At 60.5% G+C, this 22,708-nt stretch carries 16 protein-coding genes; 6 read left to right on the top strand and 10 right to left on the bottom strand.

Annotated elements, in window-relative coordinates; all coding sequences use genetic code 11:
• Positions 1-2: 2 nt before the first annotated feature.
• Entirely contained in the window at positions 3-200 is a 198-nt protein-coding gene (locus KCG87_RS18120) for a YbdD/YjiX family protein (protein WP_003228401.1), read from the top strand.
• A 152-nt stretch (positions 201-352) separates the two neighbouring features.
• Positions 353-1,324 carry a GTPase gene (gene yjiA, locus KCG87_RS18115; RefSeq protein ID WP_210558632.1) on the top strand — a complete coding sequence of 324 codons (972 nt, stop codon included), beginning with the start codon at positions 353-355 and terminating at the stop codon, positions 1,322-1,324.
• Between the two features lie 116 nt (positions 1,325-1,440).
• Here the strand turns inward: yjiA and KCG87_RS18110 are convergent, their stop codons facing one another.
• The 5 genes from KCG87_RS18110 to KCG87_RS18090 all read right to left on the bottom strand — a co-directional run bounded on the left by KCG87_RS18110 (position 1,441) and on the right by KCG87_RS18090 (position 10,009).
• On the bottom strand, positions 1,441-2,151 hold the full coding sequence (locus KCG87_RS18110; RefSeq protein WP_210558633.1) for a GntR family transcriptional regulator: 711 nt from the start codon (positions 2,149-2,151) through the stop codon (positions 1,441-1,443).
• A gap of 23 nt (positions 2,152-2,174) precedes the next feature.
• A complete protein-coding gene (locus KCG87_RS18105; protein ID WP_027612834.1) occupies positions 2,175-2,879 on the bottom strand; it encodes a FadR/GntR family transcriptional regulator in 705 nt (234 codons plus the stop codon).
• An 84-nt stretch (positions 2,880-2,963) separates the two neighbouring features.
• Entirely contained in the window at positions 2,964-4,277 is a 1,314-nt protein-coding gene (locus KCG87_RS18100) for a C4-dicarboxylate transporter DctA (protein WP_097089270.1), read from the bottom strand.
• Between the two features lie 279 nt (positions 4,278-4,556).
• Positions 4,557-5,810 carry a serine hydroxymethyltransferase gene (glyA, locus tag KCG87_RS18095; protein ID WP_003228394.1) on the bottom strand — a complete coding sequence of 418 codons (1,254 nt, stop codon included), beginning with the start codon at positions 5,808-5,810 and terminating at the stop codon, positions 4,557-4,559.
• 350 nt (positions 5,811-6,160) lie between these two features.
• Positions 6,161-10,009 carry a bifunctional diguanylate cyclase/phosphodiesterase gene (locus KCG87_RS18090; protein WP_098965709.1) on the bottom strand — a complete coding sequence of 1,283 codons (3,849 nt, stop codon included), beginning with the start codon at positions 10,007-10,009 and terminating at the stop codon, positions 6,161-6,163.
• A gap of 295 nt (positions 10,010-10,304) precedes the next feature.
• On the opposite strand from KCG87_RS18090, the gene ettA reads away from it, so the two are divergent.
• Together ettA and gdhA are read left to right on the top strand one after the other, a co-directional pair.
• Positions 10,305-11,969 carry an energy-dependent translational throttle protein EttA gene (gene ettA / locus KCG87_RS18085; RefSeq protein WP_003228391.1) on the top strand — a complete coding sequence of 555 codons (1,665 nt, stop codon included), beginning with the start codon at positions 10,305-10,307 and terminating at the stop codon, positions 11,967-11,969.
• Positions 11,970-12,315: 346 nt separating this feature from the next.
• Entirely contained in the window at positions 12,316-13,653 is a 1,338-nt protein-coding gene (gdhA, locus tag KCG87_RS18080; RefSeq protein WP_210558634.1) for an NADP-specific glutamate dehydrogenase, read from the top strand.
• Here gdhA and KCG87_RS18075 read toward each other — a convergent pair.
• The 4 genes from KCG87_RS18075 to KCG87_RS18060 form a co-directional block, all read right to left on the bottom strand.
• Entirely contained in the window at positions 13,650-14,144 is a 495-nt protein-coding gene (locus tag KCG87_RS18075) for a GreA/GreB family elongation factor (RefSeq protein WP_098965705.1), read from the bottom strand. The genes gdhA and KCG87_RS18075 overlap by 4 nt on opposite strands.
• A 71-nt stretch (positions 14,145-14,215) precedes the next feature.
• A complete protein-coding gene (locus tag KCG87_RS18070; protein WP_007963787.1) occupies positions 14,216-14,572 on the bottom strand; it encodes a hypothetical protein in 357 nt (118 codons plus the stop codon).
• A gap of 218 nt (positions 14,573-14,790) precedes the next feature.
• Positions 14,791-16,644, bottom strand: coding sequence for a DUF4105 domain-containing protein (locus KCG87_RS18065; protein ID WP_210558635.1), 1,854 nt, complete (start codon positions 16,642-16,644; stop codon positions 14,791-14,793).
• Between the two features lie 264 nt (positions 16,645-16,908).
• Positions 16,909-17,397: a DUF3015 domain-containing protein gene (locus KCG87_RS18060; RefSeq protein WP_007909797.1), complete on the bottom strand. Its 489-nt coding sequence runs from the start codon at positions 17,395-17,397 to the stop codon at positions 16,909-16,911.
• 277 nt (positions 17,398-17,674) lie between these two features.
• Here KCG87_RS18060 and KCG87_RS18055 point away from each other — a divergent pair, with 277 nt between their 5' ends.
• Both KCG87_RS18055 and KCG87_RS18050 read left to right on the top strand, forming a co-directional pair.
• The gene (locus KCG87_RS18055) at positions 17,675-20,113 is read left to right on the top strand and encodes an ATP-binding protein (RefSeq protein WP_027612829.1); all 2,439 of its coding nucleotides are present in this window, start codon (positions 17,675-17,677) and stop codon (positions 20,111-20,113) included.
• A 326-nt stretch (positions 20,114-20,439) separates the two neighbouring features.
• Positions 20,440-20,769, top strand: coding sequence for a hypothetical protein (locus KCG87_RS18050; protein ID WP_007963794.1), 330 nt, complete (start codon positions 20,440-20,442; stop codon positions 20,767-20,769).
• 6 nt (positions 20,770-20,775) lie between these two features.
• Here KCG87_RS18050 and KCG87_RS18045 read toward each other — a convergent pair whose 3' ends face one another.
• Entirely contained in the window at positions 20,776-22,608 is a 1,833-nt protein-coding gene (locus KCG87_RS18045) for a hypothetical protein (RefSeq protein WP_098965701.1), read from the bottom strand.
• Positions 22,609-22,708 lie beyond the last annotated feature (100 nt).

The raw sequence follows: 22,708 nt of genomic DNA, 5'->3' as shown, positions 1-22,708 counted from the left end.
CCATGTTCAATGACCTGAGTCGCCTCGGCAAATACCTCGGTCAGGCCGCGCGCCTGATGGTCGGCATGCCCGACTACGACACCTACGTCGAGCATATGCAAACCAAACACCCGGACAAACCGGTGATGAGCTACGAGATGTTCTTCCGCGAACGTCAGGAAGCGCGTTACGGTGGCAAGGGTGGGCCGAAGTGCTGTTGAGCTGACAGCCTGCGGTTGAGGTAATCCCCCGGTGGGAGCGGGCTTGCTCGCGAATACGGAGTGTCAGTTGATACGTGTGGTGACTGACACACCGCTTTCGCGAGCAAGCCCGCTCCCACATTTGTTTTGTGTTTCTTTAAGGAGATCGTGTTTTGTCTTCTCCCATACCCGTAACGGTACTCAGCGGTTTCCTCGGTGCCGGCAAGACCACTTTGCTGCGCCATCTATTGAAAGCCGAGCATGGCCTGAAGATCGCCGTGATCGAGAACGAATTCAGCGACGCCGGCATCGACACCCAGTTGCTCGGCGACGAACCGGTGCAAGTCATGACCCTGGCCAACGGCTGCGTCTGCTGCACCATCCACACTGACCTGACCAAGGCCTTGTACCTGCTGCTCGAACGCCTGGACAACGGCGAAATCGCCTTCGATCGCTTGGTGATCGAGTGCACCGGTCTGGCCGATCCGGCCCCGGTGGCACAGACTTTTTTCATCGATGAGGAACTGCGCGAGCGTTATCTGCTCGACGGCATCATCACCTTGGTGGATGCCGCCCATGCCGACCAGCACCTGACCCAGACCATCGCCCAGGCGCAGATCGGTTTCGCCGACCGCTTGCTGGTGAGCAAGACCGATCTGGTGGATGAGGCGACGTTCACCGCGCTGAGCGAACGCCTGACGCGGATCAATCGTCGCGCGCCGATCCGCGTGGTCGAGCATGGCAACATCGATCTGGCCGAACTGCTCGACGTGCGTGGCTTCAATCTCAATGCCGACCTCGGTGGCGGGGTGAGCCTGCGTCCGGTGAGCAAGGCGCCGTCCATCGACCGTATCTCCAGCCTGGTGCTGCGCACAGACCAGCCACTGGATATCGATCAACTCAGCGAGTTCATGAATGAGCTGCTGGAAGAACATGGCAAGCAGTTGTTGCGCTACAAGGGCGTGCTGAACATCGCTGGCGAGGATCGGCGGCTGGTGTTTCAGGGTGTACTGAAACTTTACGGTTTCGACTGGGACACCGAGTGGGCCGAGGGTGAGGCGCGGGAAAGTGTGATTGTGTTTATTGCCGATGATTTGCCGGAAGAGAAGATTCGGGCCGGGTTTGCCAGAGTGACTTCTGCCTGATGGTTATTCGGCGCCAGGGCTGACGCCTTCGCGAGCAAGCCCGCTCCCACAGTAGACCGCATTCTGTCAGGGTGAATGCAATTCACTGTGGGAGCGGGCTTGCTCGCGAAGGCGATCTAACCGGTGACACGATGCTCAAGGGCTGTACCCAGCAAGGTCTGCTCAAGATGATCCAGGTGTTGATTCATCAGTCGCTCAGCCATGGACATATCCCCAGACGCGACCGCCTCGACAATCGCCAGATGCTCCTGCCACGCGCAGCAACCGGGCGTCGATCCATCACACCGCGCAATCGCCAGCGACGTCAGCGGCACCAGGCTGCCAAGAAAATGCGCCAACGGTGCATTCCCCGCCATTTGTGCCAACTGCAGATGAAACTCGCCGGACAATCGAATCGCCGCCGCACGCCGTTCCTGAGCCACGGCCAGACGTTCGCGTTCGACCAGCGTGCGCAACCGTTTCAAACTCTCCGCTGAGGCATTCTGACAAGCCAGACGCACTAGCGTCGCTTCGGTCAGGCGCCGGGCGTGCAGGGTTTGCCGGGTCTGCTCGGCATCCGGTGTGGCGACCCGTGGCCGATGGTTGGCGCGTAGCACAATCACCTGCTCATGGGACAACTGCGTCAGCACCCGGCGCACATCGGCGCGGCTGACGCCAAACATCTGCTTGAGACTGCCTTCGGTGAAGCGGCTGGCCGGGTCGATTCGCCGATCCAGAATCGCGTCGAACAGCCGCGGGTACAGATCGTCTGCCGACGCCTGCAGGCGGGAGAAGGGCAGGGGGGCCGACATCTGACGGGTGTGCGGCGACGTGGCAAGGCTGTTCATGGCCGGTCTCCAGTGTGAATCAATCAGTGGCTGAGGTTGTCATCCGGAATGTTCAATTCAACGCCCATCCGTTGGCCTTCGCGCAGAATGTGCCGACGCATTTCGGCGCTGGCCTGGGCGCTGTTCTTGCTGCGGATCGCGCGCACCACGGCTTCGTTTTCTTCCAGGCGTTCGGCCAGGTGCTCAGGTGAATTACGCAGCACTTCGGCGCTTTGCTTGAGGGCATTGCTCGTTTGCTGCACCACACTCTGGAAGATCGGGTTCGAAGTCAGGGTGAACAGCTCCTCGTGGAAGGCGATGTAGGCGCTGACCCCGGCTTCGCTGTCGCCCGCTTCAAGGGCTTCGCGCATGTCCATCAGGGTCAGGCGCAATTGCCCGACTTCCTTGCTGCTGATCGACTGCGCAACCAGCCCGACGATGAACGGCTCAAGGGTGTAACGCAGTTGCAGCACGTCTTCGAGGCTGGCGCCGGCCACCGCGCTGTCGTGGCTCTGGCTGTCGCTGAGTTGGGCGTCGAGTACCACCACGCCTTTGCCCGGCATCGAACGCACCAGGCCAAGGGTTTCCAGGACGATCACCGCTTCGCGCAGGCTTGGGCGGCTGATGCCCAGTTGTTCGGCCAGTTCGCGCTGACCCGGCAGCATGTCGCCGGAGCGCCACTGACCACGGGCGAGGGCGGCGCGCAGTTTTTCTACGACTGAGTTGACGACGGTTGATGTGGTGATCACTTGTCTTGCTCCGTGAGCCCGTTGGGGCTGCCGCAAACAGGATCAAAAGATCGCAGCCTGCGGCAGCTCCTGCGGGGTTGAAAATCAGAACTCTTGCTGGTGCGCCGGAGTTCCGCTTTTACGCGGTTGAAAGGTGTAGCCCTGCTGACCGCTGAGTACTTTGTTGGCGCGTTGCACATCGATGTCCTTTTCCCAACGGGCGATGGCCACGGTGGCGACGCAGTTGCCGATCAGGTTGGTCAGTGCCCGGCCGATGCCCATGAACCAGTCCACCGCCAGTACCAGCACCAGACCCACGACCGGAATCGCCGGGATCGCCGTCAGCGTCGCCGCCAGAATCACCAGCGCCGAGCCGGGAATGCCGTGGGCGCCCTTGGAAGTGATCAGCGACACCAGCAGAATCGTCAGCAGATCGGTCATCGCCAGTGGCGTGCCGGTGGCGTTGGCGATGAACACGATGGCCAGGGTCAGGTAGATCGAGAAACCGTCGAGGTTGAACGAATAGCCTGTGGGAATCACCAGCCCGACTGTCGAGCTGCCAATCCCCAGGTGTTCAAGTTTGCGCATGATCTGTGGCAGCACGGCGTCGGAAGAAGCGGTGCCCATGACGATCAGCAATTCTTCGCGCAGGTACTTGAGCAGGGGCCACAGACGCAGGCCCGAGGCGCGCATTACCACGCCGAGGATCACGCTGACGAACGCCATGCAGGTCAGGTAAAACAAGCCCACCAGACTGCCCAGGTGTTGCAGCGAATCGAGGCCGTACTTGCTGGTGGTGAAGGCGATGGCGCCGAACACGCCGATCGGCGCCAGGCGTACGATCATGCCCATGATCCGGAAGATCACATGGCTCAGCTCGTTGATCAGCCGTGAGATCCCGGAAGCCGCTTCGCCCACCAGATTCAGCGCGCTGCCGAACAGCACCGAGAACAGCAGTACCTGCAGGATGTTGTTGTCGGCGAAGGCTCCGAGCACCGAGGTCGGAATCAGGTCCATCAGGAACTGCGTGGTGGTGTGCATATGCTGGCCGCGTTCGGCGATGTCGCCCATGTCGGCGGCGGACAACTGCTCCAGATGGATATTCGCGCCACTGCCGATTCCGGTGCTGAAGGCGAATACCAGGCCGATCACCAGCGCGATGGTGGTCAGCACTTCAAAGTAGATCACCGACTTGAGGCCGATGCGCCCGACCTTCTTCAGATCGCCCGCGCCGCTGATGCCGCTGACCACCACGCAGAACACGATCAGGCCGATAAGCATCTTGATCAGTTTGATGAAGCCGTCACCCAGCGGTTTGAGCTGAGCGGAATATTCGGGAAGGGTCAGCCCGCAGACGATGCCGAGCACCAGTCCGAGAACCACTTGGAGGAAGATTGAACGCGAGCACCATCTGAGCATGGGAGGAATCCTGGTCGGTGTCCTGGCTGCCGTGCGCCTTTGGGCGCATCAGATTCAGAACTTAATTATTGTGGTCTTACCGGTATGTCCAGTGCGGGTGCAGTCTAGGCGCGGATTTTTACGGATCGCAAGTGAAAATTGACGAATTGGCATGACCGGTCTGACCAGTTGTGCGGTGAGTCCCATTCTTGAGCGGTTCAGGCGTTTGAAAAAATGTGGGCATAAAAAAACCGGCCAATCACTTGGCCGGTTTTTCATGCTGCGGATTTAACGTCGCGATTACGCGCCGTACACCGGCAGTTTCTTGCAGATGGCTTTGACTTTCTCACGAACGGCGTCGATCACCGCTTCGTTGTTCAGGTCAGCCAGGATGTCGCAGATCCAGCCGGCCAGCTCTTTGCACTCTGCTTCTTTGAAGCCGCGAGTGGTCACAGCCGGGGTGCCGAAGCGCAGGCCGGAGGTGACGAATGGCGAGCGTGGGTCGTTAGGCACGGAGTTCTTGTTCACGGTGATGAACGCTTTGCCCAGCGCGGCGTCGGCGTCTTTACCGGAGATGTCCTGCTTGATCAGCGACAGCAGGAACAGGTGGTTCTTGGTACCGCCGGACACCACGTCGAAACCGCGCTCGATGAACACTTCGGCCATGGCCTGGGCGTTCTTCACCACTTGTTCCTGGTAAGCCTTGAACTCAGGCTGCAGCGCTTCCTTGAAGCAGATCGCTTTAGCGGCGATCACGTGCTCCAGCGGGCCACCTTGGGCGCCCGGGAATACCGCGGAGTTCAGCTTCTTCTCGATTTCGGCGTTGGCGCGCGCCAGGATCAGACCGCCACGAGGACCGCGCAGGGTCTTGTGCGTGGTGGTGGTGACCACGTCAGCGAATGGCACCGGGTTCGGGTAGACGCCAGCGGCGACCAGACCGGCCACGTGAGCCATGTCGACGAACAGGTAGGCACCGACTTTGTCAGCGATGGCGCGGAAGCGTGGGAAGTCGAGGATCTGCGAGTAGGCAGAGAAACCGGCCACGATCATTTTCGGCTTGTGCTCAACCGCCAGACGCTCGACTTCGTCGTAGTCGATCAGGCCGTTGGCGTCGATGCCGTACTGCACGGCGTTGTACAGCTTGCCGGAGGACGAAACGCTGGCACCGTGAGTCAGGTGACCACCGTGGGCCAGGCTCATGCCCAGGATGGTGTCACCACCTTGCAGCAGGGCCAGGTAAACAGCGGCGTTGGCTTGGGAACCGGCGTGCGGCTGAACGTTGGCGTAATCGGCGCCGAACAGCTCTTTGGCGCGGTCGATGGCCAGTTGTTCAACAACGTCGACGTACTCGCAACCACCGTAGTAGCGCTTGCCCGGGTAGCCTTCGGCGTACTTGTTGGTCAGTACCGAGCCTTGAGCTTCCATCACCGCAGGGCTGGTGTAGTTTTCCGAAGCGATCAGCTCAATGTGCTCTTCCTGGCGCTGAGCTTCTTGCTCCATGGCGGCAAAGAGATCGGCGTCGTACTTGGCAATAGTCAAATCACGGCTGAACATGGCGGTCCTCAAGGATCGGGGGCAGAAAAGGGGGGCATTCTAACCCAATGGGTTTTGGATGGCATATGAAACGACATCATGTCGCAGACAAGTGGCGTTCATGCCAGATGTGCGGTGCTTTTGCTGGCTCCACAATGGCCGCGTTTCAACCGGAGAATACTGATCCACGGCAAGTCCCTGTGGCAGCCAGCCTGCTGGGGATGGCTGCACCGCAGATTTTTCCGGCGTCTGTACCGACCCTTTCGCGAGCAAGCCCGCTCCCACAGTGGACCGCGTATATCCTGAAGAAACCGGGTCAAATGTGGGAGCGGGCTTGCTCGCGAAGGCGTCATTGGCGGTGCCGCAAAAAATCAGTCGAACATGAAGAGGGCGTCGTTACTGAACTGCGCTTCAAACCGGCTCGCCGGCATTGGCCGTCCGAACAGATAGCCCTGAACCTCATCGCAGCCATGTTCGCGCAGGAAGTCCAGTTGCTCATGGGTTTCCACGCCTTCGGCGATTACCGCCAGATTGAGGCTGTGGGCCATCGCGATGATCGCCCGAGCGATCTGCGCATCCTGTTCGCCTGACGGCAGGCCGTCGACGAAGGTGCGGTCGATCTTCAGCACGTCGATCGGGAATTGCTTGAGGTAGTTCAGCGATGAATAACCGGTGCCGAAGTCGTCGACCGCAATGCTCAGGCCCAGGTTTTTCAGCCCGGCCAGAATCTGCATTGCTTCGCTGACTTCGCGCATCAGGATACTTTCGGTCAGCTCCAGCTCCAGACACGCCGGTGGCAGCCCGGTTTCGCGCAGGATCGTGGCGATGCGCGTACCGAGCTGGCCATCGGAGAACTGCCGCGCCGAGATGTTCACCGAGACTTTCGGCACGCGCACCCGATTCTGGTGCCAGGTCTTGAGCTGGCGGCAGGCTTCGCTGATCACCCAGTCGCCAACGTCGACCACCAGACCCAGCTCTTCCAGCACCGGAATGAAATCCCCCGGCGGCACCAGCCCGCGACGCGGATGACGCCAACGCAGCAGCGCTTCGGCGCCAGTCAGGCGTTTGCCGTCGCCGCTGAATTGCGGCTGGTAGTACAGGACAAATTCGTTCTGCTCCAGCGCATGACGCAGGTCGCTTTCCAGCTCCAGACGTTCCAGTGCACTGGCGTTCATGTCGGCCTGATAGAACTGGAAGTTGTTCTTGCCGCGCTCCTTGGCGTGGTACATCGCGGTGTCGGCGTTCTTCATCAACTGGCTGAGTTCGTTGCCGTCCTGCGGGCTCAGGGCGATGCCGATACTGGCGGTGACGAAGAACTCGCGACCTTCCAGCACAAATGGACGCACCAGGCTGGCGAGAATCTGCTCGGCCACATGAATCGCTCGGTTCAGCGCCATTTCGCGGCTGGAGCGGTGTTGCAGGAGCAAGGTGAACTCGTCACCGCCCATGCGCGCCACGGTGTCGTCATCGTCGACGCAGGCCAGCAACCGCGTGGCCATGTCTTTCAACATGCGGTCGCCAGCCGCGTGGCCGAGGGAGTCGTTGATCGGTTTGAAGCGGTCGAGGTCGAGGAACATCAGCACCACCCACGACTTCTGCCGTTCGGCCGATTGCAGCGCGGTATGCAGACGATCCTGGAACAGCGTGCGGTTCGGCAGGTGGGTCAGGGCGTCGTAGTAAGCGAGACGATGGATGCGTTGTTCGCTGGCCTTGCGCTCGCTGATGTCGCTGAAGAAGCACACGTAACTGGCCAGATCGCCTTCATCGTCGAGTACCGCCGTGATGCCGACCCACGCCGGGTAATGCTCGCCGTTACGGCGCTTGAGCCAGACTTCGCCTTCCCAGGTGCTGTGCTGATGCAATTGCTTGAGCACGTAGCGCAGGTGCGCGTCCTGTTGCTCGTCGACGGTGAGCATGTTCGGCAACTGATCGAGCACCTCCGACACCGCGTAACCGCTGACCCGGCTGAAGGCTTCGTTGGCCTGCACGATGTAACCGGCCGGGTCGGTGATCAGGATCGCCGAGGTCGAGTGCTCGAATACGGTGGCGGCCATGCGCAAGTCTTTCTCGGCGCGGCGCTGCTGGCTGATGTCGCGACCGACGCCGAGCACGCCTTCGAACGCGCCGTGTTCGTCCCACACCAGCACCAGACGCAGCTCGATCGGGATCTTGCGGCCGTCGGCGCGCAGGCAGTCGAACAGGAACATCTGCGTCTGTACCTGGCTTCGCAGTTGCGCGAGTTGCTCAGGCTTGTCGAGCGCTTTGCTGACCCGATCCATCAAGGTGTAGATGCCGGATAGCTGCTGCGGGTTGGCGATCGTCGATTGCCAGCCATTCTGGAAGATCCACTCGGCGTCGTAACCCAGCACCGCCTGCACCGACGGGCTGACGTAGTTCAACGACAGCTTGCTGTCGGTGGAGAAAATCACATCGCTGATGCTTTCGGCGAGCATGCGGTAGCGCTGCTCGCTGTCGCGCAGCGATTCGCTGGCCTCGATCTGCTCGGTGATGTCCTTGGCCACGCCGATGATCCGCGTGACCTGATCATGTTTGTCACGGGCCAGCGCCTGCTCACGAATATCGAAGCGCCGCCACTTGCCGTCGCGATGGCGGAAGCGCAATTGGCACTGCAACAGCTGGCTGTACCCGGCGTGCCGCTGCATCTGCCGCGAGCGGTGGTAATAGTCGGCGTCTTCCGGGTGCAGCAGGATCTCCCAGAAATACTCGCCCATCTGATGCAGCTCGGAGCGGTTGTAACCGAGGGTCTGGCCGAGGTGGTGGTTGCTGAAAATCATCCGCTGGCTGATCACGTCCTGCACATACAGATGATCCGGCACGGTGCGCACCACGTCCGACCAGAAGCCTTCGCGCTCCAGCAGCGACAGTTCGATCAGCTTGCGGCTGGTGATGTCGTTGATGCTCAGAATCACCGCTTTATAGTCGTGCAGCTCCTCAGGCAGGCGCAGGACCATCCACAGGTGCTGATCGCGGCCGTTGATGTCCGGTAGTCTGATTTCCAGTTCCAGTTGATTCTGTTGCTGCAAAACTGCGTCGAGCACCTGGTTGCCGATGGCGCACTGGCTGTGCGGATGGCCGTCGATCAGCAACTGCCAGGCGTGCTCGCAGGAATTGACATTGAGCAGTTGCAGCGCCACCTGATTGACCTCGGTGACGCGCAGTTCCTGCAGCAGTTGCTGGCGCTGGGCCGGTTGGTCGAGCCAGGCCTTGAGCTGGTCGCTGGTCTGGATCTGTGCTTTGTCGAACACCTGCTTGAGGCCGGACAGGTCGAGCACGCACAACGCAACGCCAGTGCCTTCGAAGATGTCCTGATAGCGCCGGCGGCCTTCATGCAACTGGCGCTGGCGGCGACGCATGTTCAGCAGCGCGATCACCGGCAACATCGAGAACGCCAGGCCCAGCAGGCATTTGCCGATGAACGCCGGCAGCAGTTCTTCGAGCACGCGCTGACGATCGAACAGCCCGCGCAACTGCCAGTCGCTGCTGCTCAGCGGTACGGTGAGCACGGTGTTGGCCATGTCGTCCGGGCTCAGCACCCCGGGCCGGGCGGAGGATAGCGCTTCGTCGCGGCTGATGATCTGATGGTTGAGACGGTTTTCCACCAGCCACAACGGGCGGATGCCGGTTTCGCCCAGCTTGGTCAGCGAGTCGAAGAAGGTCGGGGTCAGGCGCAATACCCAGTAGCCGCGCGTGCTGCCGCTGGCCTGATGCAACAACAGATGCACCACCGAGCCGTCGTCGGCGTTACTGAAGTAATGCGCCTGGGCGCGGCTGCGGCGCACCAGTTCAGCGAGGTAATCGGCGTCGTGGCTGTCGCTGGCGCTGTCGTTGAGGATTTTCCCGGACGGGCTGAGCAGGGCCAGGCTGCGCAGGTCCGGCAGCGATTGCTGGAGCTTGCGCAGCAGCGCCTGCTGTTCGTCGGACGACTGCGGTTGTTCGACGATCGGTAGCAGGTTGAGGGCGATTTGCGCATTCAGCGACATGTTCAGGCTGACCTGCGAGGCGAGGTCGGCGGTGTAGTCGATGGTGTACTGGCGCTGGTTTTTCTGGGTCTCGCGCAATTGATCGAGCAGTTGCCAGAACAGCAGGGCCAGCAGCAAAAGTACCAGCGTCGCCAATGCCCCCTTCAATGTTCCGCGCAGGGGCGAGCCGGTCCCCGGATTGGACGCGCTCACAGAAGCTGGCGGGGTAACGTTGGACAAGCTGAAATCCTGCGGTTTGGCTGGACTGGCGCGACGTGCACTATAAGCCGGACGCCCGAAGGGCGGCTAGCATGCCTTGAGTTGTGGCGAAGTGCCAGCCCCACTCGGCTGGACTGCCACCGGTCATTCAGGTAGCTTTGCCGGTTACGCGGGAGCGTTCCAGCTCCTAGAATCAGACTTTTTTCCGCGCGCACGCATTGATGGCCATCAAGTGGTCTAGTGAACGACGCGCATCGGTCTGGCCGGGCATCGCCTGCGCTCCAATCATTCATCTGTCACTGACCCAAGGTTCTCCATGGCTCAATACGTCTTCACCATGCATCGGCTGGGCAAAGTTGTTCCGCCGAAGCGGGAAATCCTGAAAAACATTTCGCTGTCGTTCTTCCCCGGCGCCAAGATCGGCGTACTCGGCCTCAACGGTTCGGGTAAATCCACGCTGCTGAAAATCATGGCCGGCGTCGATACCGAGTTCGAGGGCGAAGCCCGTCCGATGCCGGACCTGAACATCGGTTATCTGCCGCAAGAGCCACAACTTGATCCGACCAAGACCGTGCGTGAAGTGGTCGAGGAAGCGGTCAGCGTGATCAAGGATGCGCAAGCGCGTCTGGACGAGGTCTACGCCGCTTACGCCGATCCGGACGCCGACTTCGACAAGCTGGCAGCCGAACAGGCCAAGCTCGAAGCGATCCTGCAGGCCAGCGATGGTCATAACCTGGAGCGTCAACTGGAAGTCGCCGCCGACGCCCTGCGTCTGCCGGCCTGGGACGCCAAGGTCGAACACCTGTCCGGTGGTGAAAAACGTCGTGTGGCCCTGTGCCGTCTGCTGCTGTCCGCCCCGGACATGCTGCTGCTCGACGAACCGACCAACCACTTGGACGCTGATTCGGTAGCGTGGCTGGAGCACTTCCTGCACGACTTCCCGGGCACCGTGGTCGCGATCACGCACGACCGTTACTTCCTCGACAACGTTGCCGGCTGGATTCTGGAACTCGACCGCGGCGCGGGCATTCCTTACGAGGGCAACTACTCGGGTTGGCTCGAAGCCAAGTCCGATCGTCTGGCGGCCGAATCCAAGCAGCAGTCGGCTCACGAAAAAGCCATGAAGGAAGAACTGGAGTGGGTGCGCAAAGGCGCGAAAGCCCGTCAGTCGAAATCCAAGGCTCGTCTGCAACGCTTCGAAGAAATGCAGTCGCAGGAATTCCAGAAGCGTTCGGAAACCAACGAGATCTACATCCCGGCCGGTCCGCGTCTGGGCGACAAGGTCATCGAGTTCAAGAACGTCACCAAGGGCTACGGCGATCGCGTCCTGATCGACAACCTGTCGTTCTCCATGCCGAAGGGCGCCATCGTTGGCGTGATCGGTGGTAACGGTGCCGGTAAGTCGACCCTGTTCCGCATGCTGATGGGCAAGGAAACTCCGGATTCCGGCACCATCGAAGTCGGCGAAACCGTGCAACTGGCCTGCGTTGACCAGAGCCGCGAAGACCTCGACGGCAGCAAGACCGTGTTCCAGCAGATCTCCGACGGTTCCGACCAGATCCGCATCGGCAACTACGAGATTCCATCGCGCACTTATGTCGGTCGCTTCAACTTCAAGGGCGGCGACCAGCAGAAGTTCGTCAAGGACCTGTCCGGTGGTGAGCGCGGTCGTCTGCACCTGGCGCTGACCCTGAAGGAGGGCGGCAACGTCCTGCTGCTCGACGAACCGTCCAACGACCTCGACGTTGAAACCCTGCGTTCCCTGGAAGAAGCCCTGCTGGACTTCCCGGGCGCCGCCATTGTGATCTCTCACGATCGCTGGTTCCTGGACCGCGTCGCGACTCACATCCTGGCGTACGAAGACGACTCGCAAGCGGTGTTCTTCGAAGGCAACTACACCGAGTACGAAGCCGACCGCAAAAAGCGTCTTGGAGAAGCGGCGGCCCAGCCACACCGGGTACGCCACAAGAAACTGGCCTGATTCGGGTTGGTTGCATGAAAAAGCGGAGCCTTCGGGCTCCGTTTTTTTTGAGTTTTTTTCAGTGATTCCGAGTCGTGGCCATCGCGAGCAGGCTCACTCCTACAATTGGAATGCGGTCTCCTGTAGGAGTGAGCCTGCTCGCGATATCGATGTAACTGTTGGTGCATTACTTCAATTTGACCTCCCCATTCAGGTGCAGAATCAGCTCAAAAAACCGCCTTATTTATATCCTGTGCACCATTTAATTTCATAACTGCGACATTTTGCGCTGTTCCTGTGCGCAAATCGTTTGTTACAGTCCGGCTCAATCGCTTCCAACGACAATAAATTTGCCGAGACTTTTCCCATGATCGAATCCGTCGAATCCTTCCTCGCCCGCCTGAAAAAACGCGACCCGGATCAACCCGAATTCCACCAGGCCGTCGAAGAAGTCCTGCGCAGTCTGTGGCCGTTTCTCGAAGCCAATCCGCGTTACCTGACCTCGGGCATTCTGGAGCGCATCTGCGAGCCGGAGCGCGCAGTGGTGTTCCGCGTGTCGTGGGTCGACGATCAGGGCAAGGTCCAGGTCAATCGCGGTTTCCGCATTCAGATGAACAGCGCAATCGGCCCGTACAAGGGCGGCTTGCGCTTCCATCCTTCGGTGAACCTGGGCGTGCTGAAGTTTCTCGCCTTCGAACAGACCTTCAAGAACTCCCTGACCTCATTGCCCATGGGTGGCGGCAAGGGCGGTTCGGACTTCGATCCTAAGGGCAAGAGCGACGCCGAAGTCATGCGTTTCTGCCAGGCGTTCATGAGCGAGCTGTACCGCCACATCGGCGCGGACGTTGACGTACCGGCTGGCGACATCGGTGTCGGTGCGCGGGAGATCGGTTTCCTGTTTGGCCAGTACAAACGCCTGAGCAACCAGTTCACCAGCGTGTTGACCGGTAAAGGCATGACCTATGGCGGCAGCCTGATTCGCCCGGAAGCCACCGGTTTCGGTTGCGTGTACTTCGCCGAGGAGATGCTCAAGCGCCGCGGGCAGACCGTCGAAGGCAAGCGCGTGGCGATCTCTGGTTCCGGCAACGTCGCGCAGTACGCGGCGCGCAAGGTCATGGACCTGGGCGGCAAGGTGATTTCGCTGTCCGACTCCGAAGGCACGTTGTACTGCGAATCGGGCCTGAGCGAAGAACAGTGGCAGGCGCTGCTGGAACTGAAAAACGTCAAACGCGGACGCATCAGCGAATTGGCCACGGCGTTCGGTCTGGAATTCCGTGCCGGTCAGTTGCCCTGGTCGCTGCCGTGTGACATCGCGCTGCCCTGCGCCACGCAGAACGAGCTCGACGCCGAATCTGCTCGTACGCTGCTGCGCAATGGCTGCGTGTGCGTCGCCGAAGGCGCGAACATGCCGACCACGCTGGCGGCCGTGGATATCTTCATCGAGGCCGGCATTCTGTTCGCCCCGGGCAAGGCGTCGAACGCCGGCGGGGTAGCGGTCAGTGGGCTGGAGATGTCGCAGAACGCCATGCGCCTGCTGTGGACGGCGGGTGAGGTGGACAGCAAGCTGCACGCGATCATGCAGTCGATCCACCATGCCTGCGTGCATTACGGCGAAGAGAACGGGCGGATCAACTACGTCAAAGGCGCGAACATCGCCGGCTTCGTCAAAGTCGCGGATGCGATGCTCGCGCAGGGTGTGGTTTAAGCCGGTTCGATGCGAATCACTTCAATCACCTGATCGCCAGCGGGGCGCTGCCACAGCACTTCGTCATTGAGCCGGGCACCAAGCAATGCCCGGCCCAACGGCGAGGCCCAGTTGATCAAACCCTGACTGGCGTCGGCCTGATCTTCGCCGACCAATTGCACCCGACTTTCGGTGTCGTGTTCGTCGGCGTAGGTCACCCAACTGCCGATCTGCACTTTATCGGTCGAGATCGCCGGGGCCGCGACCTGTGCGCTGGCGAGGCGTTGGTTGAAGTAGCGCAAATCTCTTTCGAGATCGGCTTGGCGCTGCTTGTCGGCCCGTTCGCCCTTGGCCGATTGCTCGGCGTGCAGGGCTTGCAGTTCGGCGACCTTGGCCTGCAACTGCGCCAATCCTTGGGGTGTGACGTAATTGGGCTGCGCACTGACCTGCCGTTCGACGGGCTGATCGGCTTGCGCAGCGGCGTTATCTTCGTTCACGAAAGCGCGGCTCATGCTGTCCTCCTCTGCAAAGAGTTTGGGCCATGGTCGCCGGCATTTGGTTTCACTGGATGTCTGGAAACGACCTATTGCGAGCGATAAGCCCGCCCGGCGTCCTGATCTTTCTGCTGCTGCCAGGCGCGCTCGCGTTCGTCCCAGTGCTCGTTGCGATACTCTTCGCGATCCTTGTTCTCCAGCATCGCCTGGCACTGGCGAAAGCCGTCGGTCCAGCCTTCGGCGTATTGCTTGTCCTTGAGATAGCGCGGCACGTTCTTGCGAAACTCGCCACTGATCGAGCCGGCGGCTTGCCGGCCACTGACGCAGCCATCGTCAAAACCGTCGGCGAAGGCCGGTGGATAACCTTTGGCGATCAAGTCTTCGTGGGTGGTCTGGCAACCCCCGAGCAACAGCAAAACACCCAGCAATCCCGCACACCGCCACATCGCACTCTCCCGCGCCGATTCTCGGCTGATAGGGAAAGTCTAGAAGCGGATTCGTCGGGCGTTGGTGAAAGACATGTAAGTAATTCGTTGAATACCGGAGAACCCTGTGGGAGCGGGCTTGCTCGCGAAAGCGCTGGGTCAGTCGAGATTTGAATCGCCTGACACGACGCCTTCGCGAGCAAGCCCGCTCCCACAGGGGTTATGGATTGGGCTTCAGATCAGTAGTGGTACCACTTCACCTCAAGCATCACTTCGGTTTCCGGTGTCGCCACATGACTGAACTCACGCTGCGCACTCAGGCGCAAACCGAGGTTGCGCGACAATTCCCACTGCTGGTTCAGGCTCAGGCTGCGGCGCACTTCACCATTGAAGAAGTAATCGCCCTTGGCTTCCAGGCTGAGATTGCCCAACGGGTTTTTCCACAACACGCCGGTATTGAAACCGCCGGCCGGGGAGACGAACTCGGCGAAGTCATTGTTGTGTTCAACGCGCACGGTGCCGAGGGCAAAACCCAATACGTCATCACCTAACGCCCAGGTACCGCCACCACCACCGTTGACGTGGCTGACCAGCGTCTCGTCATCATGCTTGCCCGGCACCCGCTCAAGGCCACCGGTGACTTGCCACGACAGAGGCTGCAGCAGTTCATTGCGCGGGGTCAGCGAGCGGATGGTCGCCAGGTCCAGTTGCTGGAACTGCCACTGGTTGCCTTCGTATTGACGCAGCTTCATCTGCAGGATTTCGATCTGCGCGCCGAGGGGGAAGCTTTCGGCGTTGTCGTTGAGATCGTGATAGGCCATGCGCAAGCCGTACTCGCCGAAGGCACGATCACCCCGGGTGCCGATGCCGGCCTGCCAGGTGCGCGATTCATGGCCGTCTTCGGGCAGGCCCGGTTGTGGAATCTGCAACTCCGGCGCCGGGTTCTTGTTGATCGCCCGCAGCAGTTCGAAGCTGCGCTGTGCACGTTGCGCATCACGTTCCTGGCCGTTGGCGCGGTAGCGCTCCAGACGATATGCCGCATCGATGATCAGCGCCTGACGATCCCGGGGCAGGGCCTTGAAAGTCGGCTCCTGCAACACCTGTTGATCGGCACTGACCTTCAGCACCCATTGCTGTTCTTCCTTGTTCAAAGGCTCGGCGCGGCTGAGCAGTTCACGCTCGCGGGACGGGCGATATTCGATGCTTTCCACCAACCCGGCTTCTTTCACCGCTTTGACCGTATCGGTAGGGATGGCGGTCAGCGGGAATTGCTCGGTCAGGCGCAGGCTCGGACGTGCCACTTGCAGCAGTTCGAGCAGGCGATAGGAGCAGTTTTCGTCGAAGAAGAAATAGTCGAACTGGATCTGCTTCAGCTCCCACACATGCTCGACCATGCGCGCGGTTTCTGCTTGGGTCAGGTTCAGCCGGTATTCCCACAGATCGCGGTTTTCCAGGCTGCGGTACTCGGAGAGTTTTTCCTGGTACGGCACCAGTGCGAACAGCCCCGGGTAGCCACCCATCAAGCCCTTCCAGGCGTAGAGAATGCTGTTGTCCGAGCCTTCGATGTAGGCGCCGAAATTGATCGCGTAACTCAGCAGCGAAGTCTTGTCGCTTTGCACGTCAGCCTGGTCGATGCGCAGCAGGGTGTGGCCGAACATCGACGACGGGCTGTTGAGGTAGGCCGCCGGGAAGATCATCACCGCGCTGTGCGGCGAGACGTCCTTGAACCACTTCTTGAATTCGGCGCAATCGGGGGCGGGCAGGTCGGTCAGGTTGAGCTGGGCTTTCAGCCAGCGCTTACGCGCCGGGTAGACGCATTGCGCATGCTGCTCGCCGAGACTGGCCGGGGCGTACAGCGCCTGCACGGTGGCGGCCAGCTCATGGTCGGGGTGTTCGTTGCCATCGGGCGCCAGAAAGAATTTCCTGTCGCTGACATAGCTGCGCCAGCCGCCAAGCTTGGCGGTTTCGTAATGACCGAGGGAAATCCAGAAGCGGTCGTTGGCCAGTTGCTGCAAACGTTGAGGGTCGATGTGAGGCGCGGCGGACAGCGGGGCGCAGACACAGAGCGCCAGCCAGGCAAGGCGTTTGAGCATAAGTGGCAACTTAAGTCGAAAGAAAATAAAACCCGGATCGGGCTGCGATCACTCCCCTGTGGCGAGGGGATTTATCCCCGATGGGCTGCGAAGCGGCCCTCATACCTGCAAAACTCGGTGTATCAGATACACCGAATTGAATGGTTTCACGACTGCTCCGCAGCCGATCGGGGATAAATCCCCTCACCACAGGTTCAGCGTCACATTCGAGTGATTGCACTCAAAACAAAACCCGCTTCCCGAAAGAAGCGGGTGGGGTCGAGCTTAAGCCTGAGTTGCGTACTTGGCCAGACGTGGGTCCGACTTCAGCACGGCCAGGGTGTTGGTATGCACGTCTTCTGCGGTCACGTCAGCTTTGCTGAAGATCTGCTGGAAGTGCTCGTGAGTGACAGCAGCGAAGTGCGCACGGTCTTCCGGCGCCACGCCCAGTACCACGGCGTAGGTCGTCAGCGCTTCGCCGTTGCCCTTGGCCATGTCTTCGGACAGCTCGTTCATCATGCCATTCATGGCGAACCAGGATTTACCGCCGTAGGTCAGCGACGCGTTGGTCGAGCAACCGTTGGTGCCGGAAGTCATACCGAACGTAGCGTTACCGGAGGTGCCGTTAGTGGTGGATGCCAGGAAGTGTGCCGGGGTGCCACGCTGACCTTCGAACAGCATGTTGCCCCAACCGCAATCCGGGCCACCCGGGGCTTGCGCCATGGCGTTGATGGAAACAGCGGTGAAGAGAGTACCGAGAAGAATCCGTTTCATAGCTTTGTTCTCTTTGTGTGCATACCAATGGACAGGGTTCTGACACCTGACGGTGCCAGTGGGCCAGTATTCGTTCCAGCCGCGCAGTTTGGAGTTTAGGCACGTTCCAGGGGTTCCGTGAGTTTTTACAAAAGATTTGGCGATAACCCCGATTTGCCGGGGGGCGGGGCAGGGTCACCCGGTTGTCTATGCTTTGTCGTGTGGCGCGCCTTGCCAGTGGGGCACGGGCAGCGCCAGAATGCCGCTATCCGCCCCGCCTGATTGTTAAGGAAGCCCGATGCCTGATCCTGTTGCTGCCAGCCTGCGTATAGCGCCCGAAGCGCTGACTCGTCCGTTTTCCGCTGAACAGTTCAGCTTCACTACCACCAATGATCTGGAGCCCTTTCGCGGTGTGCTCGGCCAGGAACGTGCGGTCGAAGCCTTGCAGTTCGGTGTGGCGATGCCACGCCCCGGTTACAACGTCTTTGTCATGGGCGAGCCCGGCACTGGCCGCTTCTCGTTCGTCAAACGCTACCTGAAGGCCGAAGGCAAGCGCCTGCAGACCCCGGCGGACTGGGTCTACGTCAATAATTTCGATGAGCCGCGCGAGCCCCGCGCGCTGGAATTGCCTTCTGGCACGGCGGCTTCGTTCATCGGTGACATCAACGGCCTGATCGATAACCTGCTGGCAACCTTTCCGGCCGTGTTCGAACACCCGTCCTACCAGCAGAAGAAAAGTGCCATCGACCGCGCCTTCAACCAGCGCTACGACAAGGCCCTCGATATCATCGAACGGCTGGCGCTGGAGAAGGACGTCGCCCTGTACCGCGACAGCAGCAATATCGCCTTCACGCCGATGCTTGAAGGCAAGGCGCTGGATGAAGCGGAATTCGCCCAATTGCCGGAAGCCGAGCGCGAACGGTTTCACGAAGACATCTCCGGCCTCGAAGAGCGTCTGAACGAAGAACTCGCCAGCCTGCCGCAGTGGAAGCGTGAGTCGAACAATCAACTGCGTCAGCTCAACGAGGAAACCATCACCCTGGCCTTGCAGCCGTTGCTCTCGCCGTTGTCCGAGAAGTACGCGGAGAACGCTGCGGTCTGCGGTTACCTGCAAGCGATGCAGGTGTACTTGCTGAAAACCGTGGTCGAGCAACTGGTCGATGACAGCAAGACCGACGCCGTGGCGCGCAAGCTGCTGGAAGAGCAATACGCGCCGAGCCTGGTGGTCGGTCATCCGGCCAGCGGCGGGGCGCCGGTGGTGTTCGAGCCGCACCCGACTTACGAAAACCTGTTCGGGCGCATCGAGTACACCACCGATCAGGGCGCGCTTTACACCACTTACCGGCAGTTGCGCCCAGGTGCTTTGCATCGCGCCAACGGCGGCTTCCTGATCCTTGAAGCGGAAAAAATGCTCAGCGAGCCGTTCGTGTGGGACGCGCTGAAACGCGCCCTGCAATCGCGCAAGCTGAAAATGGAATCGCCGCTGGGCGAGATGGGCCGTTTCGCCACGGTGACCCTCAACCCGCAACACATTCCGTTGCAGGTCAAAGTCATCATCATCGGCGCGCGACAGTTGTATTACACGCTGCAGGACCTGGATCCGGACTTCCAGGAGATGTTCCGCGTGCTGGTCGACTTCGACGAAGACATCCCGATGGTCGACGAAAGTCTGGAGCAGTTCGCCCAGTTGCTGAAAACCCGTACTTCGGAGGAAGGCATGGCGCCGCTGACCGCCGATGCGGTGGCGCGTCTGGCGACCTACAGCGCACGGCTGGCCGAGCATCAGGGGCGTTTGTCGGCGCGGATCGGCGATCTGTTCCAACTGGTCAGTGAAGCGGATTTCATTCGTCATCTGGCCGGTGATGAAATGACCGATGCCGGGCACATCGAGCGGGCGCTGAAAGCCAAGGCCACTCGTACCGGTCGGGTTTCGGCGCGGATTCTCGACGACATGCTCGCCGGGATCATCCTGATCGACACCGACGGCGCGGCGGTCGGCAAGTGCAACGGGCTGACTGTGCTCGAAGTGGGTGATTCGGCGTTCGGTGTGCCGGCGCGGATTTCCGCCACGGTGTACCCGGGCGGCAGCGGTATCGTCGACATCGAGCGCGAGGTCAACCTCGGTCAGCCGATCCACTCCAAGGGCGTGATGATCCTCACCGGGTATCTGGGCAGCCGTTACGCGCAGGAATTCCCGCTGGCGATTTCCGCGAGCATTGCGCTGGAGCAATCCTACGGTTACGTCGATGGCGACAGTGCGTCGCTGGGCGAGGCCTGCACGCTGATTTCGGCGCTGTCGAAGACGCCGCTCAAGCAGTGCTTTGCGATCACCGGCTCGATCAACCAGTTCGGCGAAGTGCAGGCAGTCGGCGGGGTCAACGAGAAAATCGAGGGCTTCTTCCGTCTCTGCGAAGCACGTGGGCTGACGGGCGAGCAGGGCGCGATCATTCCGCAGGCCAACGTCGCCACGCTGATGCTCGACGAGAAGGTGCTGGCGGCGGTGCGCGCCGGGCAGTTCCACGTGTACGCGGTGCGTCAGGCTGACGAAGCGCTGAGCCTGTTGGTCGGCGAGCCGGCCGGTGAGCCGGATGCTGACGGTCAGTTCCCTGAAGGCAGCGTCAACGCGCGCGTGGTCGAGCGTCTGCGGGTGATTGCCGAGATGATCAGTGAAGACGACCTCAAAGAGGCGGAAAAGGAACTGGCGCAGGAGGCACTAGCCGAAGCCAAACCAGCCTGACCGCAAACGCGGTAAAAACTGTGGGAGGGGGCTTGCTCCCGAAGGCGGTGTACCAATTGACACATTAGTTGATTGAGACACCGCCTTCGGGAGCAAGCCCCCTCCCACAGTTGTTTTTCCAGATTGATTTTTGCGCTGATCTTCGGGAAAAGTGCCACTACTCTGACGTCAGAATTCACACAATGACCATTCGGCGCCTTCTGGTTCTATCCAGCTTGCGCGGCGGACTTTTCTTCTATTCTCTGCTCAAGGACATCGACAGTATCACTGGATCGAAACAGCCTTCGCGTGAAGGCTGAATACAGGCTTTACCGAGGGTCGCCGCCATGTCGCGCAACCTCTGCCTCACCCGTCAGTGCCTGGGTCTTGTGACCCGCATCGAATGCGCCATCAAACCGTTGGCCGGCGATAACGGCATGTGGACCTTGCTCTTCGCTGCCGGCATGGCCGGCGAACAACCCTCCGCCATCAAGGCCCAGGGCCCGTTTCACGGGCCGGTCGCCGCCGAGTCGATTCTCGACACTATTGTGGAAAGCCTGACGATGCACGGCTACGAGCTGGCCGACGATCCGCAGATCTGGAGCCTGCACCTGCAGGCACAGTTGCGCCAGATCAATGGCGGGCGTGGGCGTACGGTCGGCGTGTTCGACCACTAGGCGCAATCATGGCGCGGTGTCGGACTGCTGCGCCTTGTCGAGTTTGACCTCAAAGCCGTATTGCACGGTATTGAGCTCGGTCCGCTGATAGGTCTCCACGTGCGTTGGACGGCCATAGAAGTAATGCACGCCGAACAGCGCCGGGCCATCCGCACTCGCGTCGTGACTGACCGAGAGAATCTGTTTCAGGTAGTTGCCGCTGTCGTCCTTGACGAAGAATCGCCAGGCGTTGGCCGGAAACAGTTTCAGGTCCACCACCAACGTGTTGTTCTTGATCTCCAGGCCTTTGGGCAGGGATTTGGCGTCGTAGGCTTTTTTCTCCACGCTGGCGAGAAACAGCGGCATCGACCCCACGGCAATCGCCGGGGTTTCCGGAAACAGGTTCAAATCGTAAGTGATGGTCGCCTGCAGCGGATCGACCTGATACGCCTCGGGCGGCAGTTCGATCGGCTCATCGAGCTTGCCGCTGCGTTTCTCGGTGAAGAACGTCACGGGACTCTCGCCGGGGCTGAAATCATCACCGAGCAATTCATCGTTGAAGGTTCGCCGGTGAGAGAACTCGATGCGTGCAGCGCTCGGATCCTCCACGGACTGATGGATGCGGATACCGGCCTTCAACGCTTCCTCGGTGAGGCTCGCGCCCTTGAGCCAGTTCGGCGCCAGATCGTCATAGACGACCACCGCCGGGTCCAGCGGTTGGATGGCTTTTTCGGTGGTGTGCTGGCTGAAAGTGCGCACTGGCAGATCCAGTGTTTTGCGGGTCACGGTTGCCGATGAGAAATCCAGCACGCTGACTTCGAGGGTGTCGATGGGGCCGTTGAAGTAGACCTTGTTGTAGCGGCGCGGATGCTGCTGCTCGAAGGTCTGCTGTTCGTCCTCGAGCTGTTTTTCCAACGCCTCGCTCCAGGTTTTCTGCTGTTGCAGATACGCCAGTTGTTTCTCGTAGAAGGCGACTTGTGCCGGGCTCTCATTGATTGAGCCGGCGCGCACCAGGTATTGCCCGCTGGTGTCACGGGCCTGAACGATGACTGGATTGAGCTGCGCGCCTTCGACTTCGGGGGCCAATGGCAGGCTGTTGCTGAATTCGACTTCGGCGTAGTTCTTTTCAAGCTTCAGCAGGGTGACGCTGAGGTTGTCATCGGTGCGGGTCTGGCCGACGTCCTTCTGGCTCAGGTTGAAGCTGAACAGGCGGCGCGGCGCGATGACTTCGACTTTGCCTTGCAGGCTCACCGGTTGTGGCTGGCTCTTCTTGTCCACGTCCAGCCCTTCGATGAACGGGTAGGTCACGGTCAGGTCATCGGGGTTGTTGACGTTGGAGCTGGACGGGCTCAACTGAATGCCGGGATCGGTTTCCGACCACTCCGGCTGATAGGCGATCACGCGCTTGTTGCTCAGGGTCACCGACTGCCATTCCACGCCGTGCGGGAATAGAAAGCCGCCGGGAATGTTCAGGTTGAACGGGAATACCGGTTGCAGGTCGGTAAGGTAATCGGAGCTGGCGTCCTTGTGCAGCACGAACAGTCCGTTGATAAAGGTATCGACCAGCGCCTGCGGCGAAGGGTAGTGCTTGAGGATGCCGAGGGTGTCTTCGCCGTAGACGGTTTTCAGCGGGGTGCTGTCAAGTTTGAGTTGCGCGCGTTCGAGCAGCAGCAGCGAACCACCGAGTTCGGTCACGGCGTCCTTGAGTTTCGGGTCGGTAATGGCGTCCAGTGAGTGTTCGAAGGTTGCCGTCTTCGCGTCGAGGCTGACCGAGGGCTTTTTCTCATCGCCGGGTGAGCAGCCACCCAGCAGCAGAACGAGGCAAATTCCGGCAGTCGTCAACGGTAATCGCACATGCATTTCCAGTCGTCCTGTCCACTTTCGCTAGGCGGTCAATGGTTTGGACAGTAGCAGAAAAAAATTCACACACACACGCAGGTTGCGGTGATGGGAGGTGCGA

Source organism: Pseudomonas sp. MWU347 (assembly GCF_017947305.1).
Classification (GTDB): Bacteria; Pseudomonadota; Gammaproteobacteria; order Pseudomonadales; family Pseudomonadaceae; genus Aquipseudomonas; species Aquipseudomonas putida_A.
Note: the sequence above shows the minus strand (reverse complement) of the source record. Positions and strands in the feature narration are given on the sequence as shown.